Raw genomic sequence first — 11900 nt, 5'->3', positions numbered from 1 at the left:
TAGATGGAGTTATCAAGTTGACCGAATCCCTGATTAATCCCTTAGGAAATGAAAGAAATGGCTAAAAATCCAAAATTTGCTATCCGCGTAACTGAAAAACGTAACGGTTGGAGCGCAGAGATCACTCGTCAGGTGACTTCTCGTAAAGTGGTTGTATCAAAACGTGAAACTGGTTTTGACAGCGAAGAGAAAGCACAAGCTTGGGCTGAGCAGGAACTAGCGGGTTTTGTACAAAACCAAGTAGTTCGTAACGAGCGTAAAGCAGTACAACGTCAAGAGCGTGAAGCAGAGCAGCTAGCGGCAAAAGTTCGCAAAGAAGAAGCTCGTCAAGCTCGTGAAGCAGACGCTGACGAAGAATAATCGCAGTGTGTTTGATGGTTGAATACCATCGACTATGAATTTGAAAATGCCCCGAGGTTATCTCGGGGCATTTTTATTTGTGTCGTTATAAGCAGTCAGAAGAAACAGAAAACTTCACTGAGCTGCCCGATGACGCGGTATTGTAGGTATGATCTTTTCGCAGCTTTTTAGGAGTGTGAACTGGCTGCAAATCAATGCTGTGTAATCCGTCCGATAGATTGTTTGCCACACCGTAGTCGTAATCTCTTGCTTCGGTAGCCTCTCCTTTGGCGTACTGACAATCTCTAGGCGTTTGGTCGTCTTTCCACACAATTGTGTCTGCTTTAGCATCAAGATCTAAGTTCTTCGCAACGGGAGCTGAGTAATGATCTTCCTGCGATAAATCATTGCTTTGTTGTTCTAAATATTGAGTGAGGTTTTGTTGTGCTAAACAGGGCGTAACAACGCAGGACAGGCTTATTGCAACAAGCGTTGTTTTGGCTTTTTGTGTTCTTGTCATATTCTTCATCGGCGAACGTACTAAAAATGGCTTTGAGTAAAAATAAAAACTCGGAGCAAGCGGTTACTCCGAGTTTGGCTAGATTGCTATTGGTTGGTGAGTATCGAATTAGTACTGGTAAGTCAGATTCAATTTCACTTCTCGGCCAGGAGAAGGCACACCATTCGACAAGTAAGCTTCGTAATAACGATCAGTTAGGTTGTTGACGACTGCTCCGACACTTAGACCTTTAACTTGTTGTACGTCCCAAACAACGTAAGCATTTTGTAATGTGTACTGCTCACTTGGTGATTTGACTTTTAGGTTGTCGCCTTCCGCTTTGGTTTTCGTTTGTGCATCGTACCAACGGACTTCCCAACCTGTTCTCAGACCCGGAATCCACTCGTAGCCCAACCCAAGGTTAATATTCAGAGGTGGTACACCTGGGTAGTCATCATCAGAGCCCGTAGAGTCTGATAGGCTGCCTTTGTTTTTGCCGCGAATGTAACTTGCTGAGAAATCAGAATAGAAATCTGCGATGCGGTATTGCGAAATCAACTCGAAGCCGTAGTTTTTGAAACCATCCAGGTTTGTGCTCCAACTTTGAATATCACCGCTGTCTTTATCTAAGTTTTCACCAGTTCGGATATCAACAGTGTTACTCACATCGTTGTAGAACAATGTCAGTTCTGTTGCGAGGTTGTCTCGCTCGCTAACCAATCCTTTGGCCAAATTAATCACACTGGCTTGATAAGCATGAATACGAGAAACATCGAGATCGCGTGCCGTAGCTGTGGCTGTTGCTCGGGCATATTGCACAGAGTAAATGTTATCGACGGTCGGAGCTTTTAAGGCGTAGGCATAAGAGAAGTTCAAACGAGTATTGTTGGTCGCGTCAAAATCGACATCCAAACGTGGACTAAAGCCGTTATGGCTTGTTTCACTGTAATCATGGCCTGCTGCTGGATCATTGTAATCTGGTGCCGCGTTACCTTTACCTTCGCTCGTGATGTACTCATAACGCAGAGAAGGGGTAATCGTCAGGCGGTCGGTTGCTTGATAGTGGTCAGCAATGTAGGCCGCGTAAATAGACTGAGTGCCCGATGGTTCGTAGTACGGAGTATACCAACCGTAGTTTTTTGCTTCTTTATCATCATAAGAAGCGTTAAATACCAAGGAGTCACGATCCGTTTTTTGGTACTGAAGCCCGGTGACTAGTGTGTGATCACCAAGTTGAGCTTGGTTGAATACGTCGACGTAATCGCGTTGATAGCTTAGCCAAGATTCATGACCGTAGCTGCCAACTGAGACGAACATTTTCTCGAAAGCGATATCAGGACGAACCCAGTGGCGGTCATTCTCCGAGCGAGCCAATTTGATATTGAAATCAATATAAGGGTTGGTTGGCATATAGTGGTAGGAGATTGTCGTCGTATTGTCTTTGTATTCGTTGTAGACAGTGTAAGCGTATTGCGCTTTTTCTAGCGAGCCATATTTTTTGATGTTGTAATCCGAAATGGTTGGCATTTGACCACGACGGTTAGCCCATGGTTTACGACCTTCATCTTGGTAGCGTGTATGGCTGATTTCAAATTCGTGGTCATCATTTTCATAGCCAACTTTTACGAGCATGTTCTCTTGTTCATAACCCGAGTAATCCAGCGTCTCACCACCGCCGACTTTAATATCGTCGGAATCTTTTACTGAGCCGTTAGCTAGGAAGTAGAAGCCAGCATCATTTTTGCCATAAAGGGAGAGTGTGTATGAGTTCTCATCGCCATTATTGTTATAACCCGTTGATGCTCGAACGCCGAAGTTGCGATCGCCCTCGAGCAAGTCATCAACGCTTTTGGTTTTGATTCGGATAGACCCACCAAATTTGCCGTTTAGCGCGCGGTAGTCGTGCGCACCTTTGATGATTTTCGCTTCACCAATCAAGAAGGGGTCGAAGAAGAAGGTACCGTAACGGTATTGTTGAAAGCCAATTGGAGCGCCATCAACGAATACAGCGATATCACTAGGGTCGTCGAAGCCACGAATGTTAATACGCTCACCACCAGAACGAGCACCTCCGTCAAGCGTGGCACCAGGTACGGCGTCAATCATTGCTGCAAAGTTAGAGTATTGCTGCTCTTCGATTTGGGTCCAATCAATGATGGTTTCAGCAGGTTCTGCGACGGTAATCGGTTTGGCGTAGTGGACACCAATGACTTCAAGTTCTTCGTCGGCGTTTTCCGCTGCATGGAGAGAAAGTGAGTTGAGCACTGCGAGCGAGACAAGGCTTACTTTTAAGCGATGGGTCGATAATCGTTTCATATTCATTTGTTATAGTAATTTGAGAGGCGGGGATTATATGAATGCTGAAAAGATTAATAAATGATAATGAGATTAATTATCAATAATGGTTTTTAGTTTCACTGTAAACTTTTATACCCACTATTTGACGGTAAATTGGATTATTGTTTGGTTTTTGGTCTGCTGGATAGTGAGAGTGTCTATTTTTACGACAAAAGAAAGCCCAGAGATGGAATCTGGGCTTGGAAGTTGGTTTCTGCTAGTTCGCAATTATTGTTGCGTTTCTAGTGGGATTTGCCCCGTCGTCACTTGGTCGACATCAAACTCAGTTAGCTCTTCAATATAGCTTTCTACCGTTTGCTCAACCATGTCATCATCTTGCTTGAAGTAAGCGATGTGGAAGATTGCATCACCTTCGTTAACCAGTGGCAGTGTTTGCTGGCCAATTACGATACCGCCTTTTGGTGCCAACAACTCTAGTTCGTCATGACCTAAAGGCGAGCTGATGTAAGCGAGAGTCTCGCCTTCTTCTACTTTATCACCCAAGTTCACAACCGTACGTAGGATACCGTTGCCCGATGCGCGAACCCAGCTGGTGGATTTTGCGATGATTGGCTCTGGTAGTTTTTTGCGGCTCGCACGTAGCATGCCGATAGCCTGCATTACACGTTGCACACCTAGTACACCTGCACTGATCGACAATGGGTCAAAGCGCAGAGCTTCACCCGCTTCGTAAGTCAGTACTGGGATATCGCACTTTTCAGCTTCACTACGAAGAGAGCCGTCACGTAGAGCAGAGTCTACGATCACTGGTGTCGCAAATGCTTTTGCAATGCGTAGTGTTTCTGGGTTGCTCAAGTTCGCACGGATCTGAGGTAGGTTAGTACGGTGAATCGCACCCGTGTGAAGATCCAAAATATAGTCACAACGCTTAGCAATATTATTGAAGAAGCCATGCGCCATGCGTGATGCTAATGCGCCTTTCTCACTGCCCGGAAAGCAGCGGTTTAGGTCGCGACGGTCTGGAAGGTAGCGCGACTTATGGATGAAGCCGAACACGTTTACGATAGGAACCGCAATCACCGTGCCTTTTAGTTTTGCTGGATCCAATTGGTTGATCATCTGACGAACGATCTCTACGCCATTAAGCTCATCACCATGGATCGCTGCATTTACCATTAAAACAGGGCCTTCCTGTTTACCGTGGATAATTTCCACAGGAATAGAAAGAGGCGAGTGCGTGTAAAGCTGTGCCGCTTCAAATTCGGTTTCTAGTCGTTGTCCTGGTTGTACTTGGTGCCCGAGCAGCTCAAATACTTTGCTTTTTTTACTTCTGGCCATAAACCATCTCTGTCAAATACGTTAGCAACAATGTAACAACTGGTTCAAAATCACACTAATCATTCTTCTTGATGTGACGAACAATAATTTTTATTGAAAAGATCAAAAATTCACCGAATGTATGGCTTGTGTAAGTTTATTGGGTGAAATCCAGTATCGATTGAGTAGCCTTGCCTTGGTTTTTGATGCATTACATTCATAGAAAAAATAAGGCTGTGTTAAATTTAATACTAATATTTTTTTGGCGAAAAACTGTCTTTTACCTCTTGTTTTTATCCGCTACTATCCCCGCCGAATTTTTGACCTAATACTATTTAACTAGAGGTTTTAATGAAAAAGGCGATCGCTAAAATTGGCGCACTGACTGCAGTAGCAGTTTCTCTTTCTGGCTGTGTAGGCAGCAACGCAGTAACGGGTTACGTTATGGGCTTCAACTTGAAAGCCGTTGATAACCGTTACGCTCGTGGTGGTCTAAACATGCTAATGGCGCCAGTTTACGGTGTTGCGATTGCGGCTGACTACATTGTGTTCAACTCGCTAGAGTTCTGGACTGGTAAAAACCCGCTAAACGGTAAGCCACACATCTTTGACAAGAAGATGGACACTTACATCGACGTAAACCACCAGTTAGATAAGTCTCTAACGACAGCTCCTGTTGGTCCTATTACGAATAACCGTGTTATCGAACAAGGTCAAATGCAACAGATCGACGAAAACACAGTTCAAATGGACATCACTTACAACAACGGTGAAAAAGCGACACTAATGGGTGTTCGTGAAGGTGAGTTTGTTACTTACTACATCGATGGTGAAGTTGTTGCTAAGACTTCTATGGATGAGCTAGCGTCATACGCGCAAACTCGTGCATAAGTTGCGACTTTTCTGAGCTCGCAATAAAAAAGGGTGCCTCGGCACCCTTTTTCGTATTTATTGTATCTGGTTAAGATTACGCTTTTTCTGGAATTGCTTCTAGAAGTGCAACCATTTGATCCCAGAACAGCTGAACGGTATCAATCTTCACTTTCTCATCTGGAGAGTGCGGGAATTTGATGGTTGGACCGAAAGAAACCATATCCATGTTCGGGTAAGGTTCTTTGAACAGACCACATTCAAGACCTGCGTGGATAACCATGATGTTTGGTTTGTGACCGTAGATACCTTCGTACATATCACGGAAGATAGCCATGATTTCAGAATCCGCATCTGGTTTCCAACCTGGGTAAGCACCAGAGAATTCGATTTGTGCGCCTGCAAGTTCAGCCACAGACTGAAGCATGCCTTCAACTTGACTACGACCTGAGTCGATCAGTGAGCGAATTAGGCAAAGTACGGTTACTTTGTTCTCTTCTGTTGTGATAACGCCAACATTAAGTGACGTTTCAACCACACCTTCAACTTCGTCACTCATGCGCATTACGCCGTTTGGACACGCGTTAAGCGCTGCGATGAAACGTTGTTGATCTGCTACTGCAAATGCTTGTGTATCAGTCCCGAACTCTTCGTTGAAAGTCACAATGTCAGTTTCAACTTTACCAAGCTCAGTTTTTAGTAGCTCAGTGTAGTAGTTGAACAATTCCGCTAACTTATCTTGGTTTTCTGCTGGTAGAGCAACCGTAACGAATGCTTCACGAGGAATAGCGTTACGTAGGCTACCACCACGGAACTCAACAAGACGAAGATCCAACTCTTGTGCGTGACCAGCAAGGAAACGACCGATCAGTTTGTTTGCGTTGCCACGACCTGTGTGGATATCACAGCCAGAGTGACCACCTTTTAGGCCTTTTAGCGTTAGCTGACGAGTGACAAAGCCTGCTGGAATGGCATCGCGAGTGATGTCGAATGTCATTGCGCCGTCGATACCGCCAGCACAGCCCATGTAGACTTCGCCTTCTTGCTCTGAATCCGTGTTTAAAAGGATGTCGCCTTCTAACCAACCTTCTTCAAGGCCAAATGCGCCAGTCATGCCTGCTTCTTCATCAATCGTTAGCAGCACTTCAATAGGGCCGTGTTTGATTTCAGTAGAAGCAAGAACCGCAAGACAAGAAGCCATACCGATGCCGTTGTCCGCACCAAGTGTTGTGCCTTTTGCTGTTACCCATTCGCCATCGATGTATGGCTGGATAGGATCTTTTGTGAAGTCGTGATCAGTATCTTCATTCTTTTGCGGCACCATGTCGATGTGCGCTTGAAGAACCACGCCTTTCTTGTTTTCCATGCCAGGAGTAGCAGGCTTCTTAATGAACACGTTGCCAGTTGGATCGCGGCGTACGTCAAAACCTTGCTCTGTTGCCCAAGTAACAATGTACTGAGCTAGCGCCTCTTCATGTTTTGAAGGGTGAGGAATTGAACAAATCTTATCGAAAAACTGCCAGAGTGGAGTAGGTGATAAGGTACTGATTTCAGAATGGAATTCAGACACGGAAGACTCCTTTTGATGTGCTTTGCCAAATTTAAACCGTAAATTTAATGAGTGTTTAGCAGTAAATGCTAATCGGTATTGGCTTGAAATTGCCATCAGCATACCACCACAAAAGCCGTTCTAGTAGTTGTGGTGAAAAGGATTTGCCCTAGAACTGTCACAGATTATGAACACAATGCAATACACTAATGCAACGCACTTAGTATGAATTGAAAGTTTGGCTATTTTTTAATTTACTAAACTGTAATTAAATTACATTTAATTCTTGATGAAGATCAATTTATCAATGTTTTGTGATTTTGGTCACTAAAATGCTTGTAATTAAATTTCTTGGTGGTATATTTGTAACCAGCTTCTGAGAGAAGAATGAAATGCTCAAAGGATGAGTCCGTTTATCGCCTCCAAGGAACCGAGAAATCAACCAAATTAACAGTATTAATTGATTTAGAAGGTGATATTTATGAAAGGTTTACCAAGTGCAATGTTCTGGAACAGCAAATCTGTTTACACCGGTAACTTTGTATACCCAACAAGCTTTGGTTACTAATTGAAGCCAACGCATGTGACTCGAACAAATTTGTTCACCCCTATAAATTGGAATTTTTTTTCAGTGCATAGTGCTGACATGATTCACCGCCACTCAAATTGAGTGGCGTTTTTTTATCTGCAATTCCAAACTTCGGCTACTTTCTCGCCACCAAGCTCGCATTCTACTGCCGCTTCTTCCACATATTTCATTTCCTGACCAATTCTGTGGGTGTTTTACGTCCAAAACCTTAGGTTTGCGTTTGAAAGTTTAATACATTGTTCAGTTTGTACACGTTGGGTTGTACAGAACATAACTCTGTTAGTCGTTGTTTATTAAGGCCTAAATTTTTAGCCAGTTTAAAACACTAGCGAATAGGTTTCATATCCGAAGAAAAAAATCCCATTAGAGTGAAAATTCTATCTGGAATTTGTTATTTGATAACTTTATAATTCGAGCCAATCGATTACGCAACCGTTTACTTTTTACCTTTTACAGGATTCGATCATGCTCGAAAGGCTCTTTAAACTTAGTGAAAATGGCACCAACGTGCGCACTGAGATCATCGCAGGTATCACTACCTTCCTAACTATGGCTTACATCATCTTTGTAAACCCAGCTATCCTTGCGGATACTGGTATGGATCGTGGTGCCGTGTTCGTTGCGACGTGTCTTGCTGCAGCTATTGGCTGTTTCATCATGGGCTTAGTAGCAAACTACCCAATCGCTCAGGCTCCAGGTATGGGCCTAAACGCGTTCTTTACCTACTCTGTTGTGTTGGGTATGGGTTACACGTGGCAAGTAGCGCTAGCAGCCGTATTTGTTTCTGGTCTGTTATTCATTGTCTTGAGTGTGTTCAAGATCCGTGAGTGGATCATCAACTCCATTCCACTTTCTCTTCGTACAGGTATCTCTGCAGGTATCGGTCTTTTCCTTGCGTTCATCGCACTGAAAAACGCAGGCATCGTAGTAGATAACCCAGCAACGCTAGTTTCTATGGGTAACATCACTTCGCTACCATCTGTACTTGCGGCTATTGGCTTCTTTATGACTATCGCGCTGGTTCACCGTGGTGTGAAAGGTGCGGTTATGATTGCCATTTTGGGTGTGACAATTCTTGGTCTTATCTTTGGTGACGTTCAATGGGGCGGCATCATGTCTACACCACCAAGCATTGCACCAACCTTCATGCAGCTAGACTTCTCTGGTCTGTTCGAAGTTGGCATGATCTCGGTAGTATTTGCTTTCCTATTCGTTGACTTGTTCGACACTGCAGGCACGCTAGTTGGTGTTTCACAAAAAGCAGGTCTAACTGACGAGAACGGCAACATTCCACGTCTAAACAAAGCGCTCCTTGCTGACTCAACAGCGACATCAGTAGGTGCTCTACTAGGTACATCTAACACGACGTCATACATTGAGAGTGTTTCTGGTGTAGCAGCAGGCGGTCGTACTGGTCTAACAGCTGTGGTTGTTGGCGTATTGTTCCTTCTAGCTCTGTTGTTCTCGCCACTAGCAGGTATGATTCCAGCTTACGCAACATCTGGTGCACTGTTCTACGTAGCGATCCTAATGCTTTCTGGTCTTGTTGGCATCGACTGGCGTGACCTAACAGAAGCTGCACCAGTTGTGGTTACTTGTTTGGTAATGCCTCTTACTTTCTCGATTGCTGAAGGTATCACGCTAGGTTTCATCGCTTACGCCGCTATCAAACTGTTCAGTGGTAAAGGTCGTGAAGTGTCGATGAGTGTGTGGGTAATGTCTGCTATCTTCATCGTGAAATACTTGGTCGGTTAATTCCAACGATTAAAAAAAGCCAGTGCGAGCTCGAGTTCGCACTGGCTTTTTGTTTGTGGGGGATTTGTATTCAAATTCATCCACTTTGCTAATTTGTATTGTTCACCGAACTCGGTTTTTCTGCGGAATTGGCGGAGAATTTTGATATCAGCGTTGGTATTAGCCATGGGTTTCGGTAGAATAATCGTTTGCGCAGCTTGAAACCCCCATTTCCTCTGGTGTGGAAAGTTTAGCTTGTTGAGTCCAATTCAGCGCCAACAGCTAGATAGAGGGGATGCATATTTTGAAATTATTAGGTTATTACAATGAGTAAAAAATTCATTATCACTTGGGATGCGATGCAGTCTTACTGCCGTGAACTGGCTGAGAAACAAATGCCAGCTGAGCAATGGAAAGGTATTTGGGCGGTAAGCCGTGGTGGTCTAGTTCCTGGTGCAATCCTAGCGCGTGAACTGGGTATTCGTCACGTTGATACTATTTGTATCTCTAGCTACGACCACGATCACCAGCGTGATATGACAGTAGTTAAAGCACCAGAAGGTGACGGCGAAGGTTTCCTAATCGTTGAAGACCTAGTAGATAGCGGTGACACAGCACGCAAGCTACGTGAAATGTACCCGAAAGCGAAACTTATTGCAGTATGTGCTAAGCCTGCAGGTGTTGAGCTACTAGATGATTACGTAGTAGACATCGCTCAAGACACTTGGATCGAGCAGCCTTGGGATATGTCTATCCAGTTTGCTGAGCCAGTGAACCGTAAGCAAAAATAAGTTTGCACTAAGAATATTGAGAAATGCCCCTTTATAGGGGCATTTTTTTTATTATTATTACGCTATCGCAACCAGCCTAGAGTTCTTCCTATGCCAGAAGACGTCAGTAAAAATCTCTCCGAAACTTTGTTTGTAAAACACAAGCAAGCGAAAGAAACCTCCGCACTTACTCAGTACATGCCGACCAGCCAAAAGATACTTGATGAGCGAGAAGAGCATGGCGACCGTGCTTGGTATCGCCACTTAAGACGCCTCCAATGGGCGTGGCAAGGTTTGTCACCAATCGAAATGGAAAGTGTTCTGTCTAAGATTGCGTCGTCCAAGCATTCACGGACCGAAGACCAGTGGCTCGACACTGTCATGGGCTACCACAGCGGTAACTGGACGTTTGAATGGATCAAACTGGGTATGGAACACCAGCGTCGTGCGGGTGAAATGAAGGGAGAAGAGGCTGCTGACGAACTGTTTACGGCATCACTGTGCTTCAGCATTGCGGGCTATCCACATTTAAAGAACGACAACTTAGCGGCTCAAGCTCAAGTGTTGGCAAACAAAGCTTATACCGAAGGCTCTGAGAAAACTCAGTACGTTATTAAGCAGATCGAAGTGCCTTACCAAAAGCGTAAGATCATCGCGAACTTACACCTGCCACGCACAGATAAACAACTTCCTGTTGTCATGGTCAGTGCGGGACTGGATAGCTTGCAAACCGACATGTGGCGTTTGTTCCGTAATCACCTTGCGCCAAAAGACATTGCAATGTTGACCATTGATATGCCATCGGTCGGCCATAGCTCGCATTGGCCTTTAACGGAAGACTCAAGTTGTCTGCACCAAGCTGTGCTCAATGAGTTGTTCTCTTTACCTTGGGTTGATCATCATAAGGTGGGCTTGATTGGTTTCCGCTTCGGCGGCAATGCGATGATTCGTCTTTCTTTCGTTGAGCAAGAGAAGATTAAAGCGTGTGTAGCATTAGGTGCGCCTGTGCATGATCTGTTTACCTCACCGAAGAAACTGCAGCAGATGCCGAAGATGTACCTAGATCTGCTGGCGTCTCGTCTGGGTAAGAGCGCCGTGGACATCAATAGCATGGCAGGCCAGATGATGGCTTGGTCGTTGAAGGTACAAGGCTTTTTAAGCAGCCGCAAAACTAAGGTGCCAATTCTTGCGCTGAGCTTAGAAGGCGACCCTGTTTCACCGCACAGTGACAACCAGTTAGTTGCGCTGTTTAGCCAATATGGGCAGGCCAAGAAAATCAGTTCCAAGACAATTACAAAAGGTTATGAGCAATCCCTCGATTTAGCCATAAAGTGGTTGGAGGACGAATTATTAAGATGACAAATCTCCTAATTTAGTTAAGAGTGATATAGATGAGCAAAAAATAAGCTCATGATAATTAAAAATAATAATCATTCTTGGATAGCTCAATATCCTTACTATGGAAACGGAGATTCTTATGTCAGAGACGACTCAAGGGCCGACTCACTTTCGCTTGATGTCAAAGTTGAAGGCGATAGGTCCTTACCTGCGCGAACCACAATCACAAGAAGGGCATTACTATTTTGACTGCCTATCTGTCTGTGTTGACGATAAAAAGTCACCAGAAAAACGTGAATTTTGGGGCTGGTGGATGGACTTGGAGTCCATTGAAGGTGGCTTTACGGCAAAATACCACATCGGTAAATACAACAAAGAAGGGGATTGGACCTCAGAACCATTGCCAGATAAGGTGACAGAAGAAGTGTACCTCACTCAGAGTACCTTCCATCAAAAGCTTATCGATACAGTGGCTGAGCATTTCAAACTGGAAGTGGAATATCACACAGAATCGTTTGATTTCGCCTAATTTGGCTGTTTTCTTCCTCTATAAGACAAAAAGGTGCGTTTTCGCACCTTTTCTGCTTGTTAAATCCC

10 protein-coding genes are annotated in these 11900 nt (G+C 44.4%); 6 read left to right on the top strand and 4 right to left on the bottom strand.

Annotated features, from left to right (window positions below; all coding sequences use genetic code 11):
* The first annotated feature begins 57 nt into the window (after positions 1–57).
* Positions 58–360, top strand: coding sequence for a DUF3622 domain-containing protein (locus ACLIIY_RS11780; RefSeq protein ID WP_009705616.1), 303 nt, complete (start codon positions 58–60; stop codon positions 358–360).
* A gap of 85 nt (positions 361–445) precedes the next feature.
* On the opposite strand, the gene ACLIIY_RS11775 is transcribed toward ACLIIY_RS11780, so the two are convergent.
* From ACLIIY_RS11775 to ACLIIY_RS11765, 3 genes are all read right to left on the bottom strand, one after another.
* Positions 446–859 carry a hypothetical protein gene (locus ACLIIY_RS11775; protein WP_434527643.1) on the bottom strand — a complete coding sequence of 138 codons (414 nt, stop codon included), beginning with the start codon at positions 857–859 and terminating at the stop codon, positions 446–448.
* Positions 860–967: 108 nt separating this feature from the next.
* On the bottom strand, positions 968–3154 hold the full coding sequence (locus ACLIIY_RS11770) for a TonB-dependent receptor domain-containing protein (RefSeq protein WP_434527642.1): 2187 nt from the start codon (positions 3152–3154) through the stop codon (positions 968–970).
* A gap of 249 nt (positions 3155–3403) precedes the next feature.
* Positions 3404–4474, bottom strand: a complete 1071-nt coding sequence (locus ACLIIY_RS11765; RefSeq protein WP_005440211.1) for a succinylglutamate desuccinylase/aspartoacylase family protein — start codon at positions 4472–4474, stop codon at positions 3404–3406.
* 330 nt (positions 4475–4804) lie between these two features.
* Here ACLIIY_RS11765 and ACLIIY_RS11760 point away from each other — a divergent pair, with 330 nt between their 5' ends.
* The gene (locus ACLIIY_RS11760; RefSeq protein ID WP_005440209.1) at positions 4805–5344 is read left to right on the top strand and encodes a DUF3332 domain-containing protein; all 540 of its coding nucleotides are present in this window, start codon (positions 4805–4807) and stop codon (positions 5342–5344) included.
* A gap of 76 nt (positions 5345–5420) precedes the next feature.
* On the opposite strand, the gene ACLIIY_RS11755 is transcribed toward ACLIIY_RS11760, so the two are convergent.
* The gene (locus tag ACLIIY_RS11755) at positions 5421–6893 is read right to left on the bottom strand and encodes an aminoacyl-histidine dipeptidase (protein WP_434527641.1); all 1473 of its coding nucleotides are present in this window, start codon (positions 6891–6893) and stop codon (positions 5421–5423) included.
* Between the two features lie 1033 nt (positions 6894–7926).
* Here ACLIIY_RS11755 and ACLIIY_RS11750 point away from each other — a divergent pair.
* The 4 genes from ACLIIY_RS11750 to crl all read left to right on the top strand — a co-directional run bounded on the left by ACLIIY_RS11750 (position 7927) and on the right by crl (position 11832).
* Complete coding sequence (locus tag ACLIIY_RS11750) at positions 7927–9216, top strand: NCS2 family permease (RefSeq protein WP_180825746.1); 1290 nt, start codon at positions 7927–7929, stop codon at positions 9214–9216.
* A gap of 305 nt (positions 9217–9521) precedes the next feature.
* Positions 9522–9986, top strand: a complete 465-nt coding sequence (gene tet(34) / locus ACLIIY_RS11745) for an oxytetracycline resistance phosphoribosyltransferase domain-containing protein Tet(34) (RefSeq protein WP_005440202.1) — start codon at positions 9522–9524, stop codon at positions 9984–9986.
* 90 nt (positions 9987–10076) lie between these two features.
* Complete coding sequence (frsA, locus tag ACLIIY_RS11740) at positions 10077–11324, top strand: esterase FrsA (protein WP_020196451.1); 1248 nt, start codon at positions 10077–10079, stop codon at positions 11322–11324.
* A 118-nt stretch (positions 11325–11442) separates the two neighbouring features.
* The gene (gene crl, locus ACLIIY_RS11735; protein ID WP_009705620.1) at positions 11443–11832 is read left to right on the top strand and encodes a sigma factor-binding protein Crl; all 390 of its coding nucleotides are present in this window, start codon (positions 11443–11445) and stop codon (positions 11830–11832) included.
* Positions 11833–11900 lie beyond the last annotated feature (68 nt).

The organism is Vibrio sp. K4, assembly GCF_051122595.1.
In the GTDB taxonomy this organism is placed as follows: Bacteria; Pseudomonadota; Gammaproteobacteria; order Enterobacterales; family Vibrionaceae; genus Vibrio; species Vibrio owensii.
The sequence above is the reverse complement of the archived record's forward strand: the minus strand, read 5'-3'. Positions and strand labels throughout refer to the sequence as shown.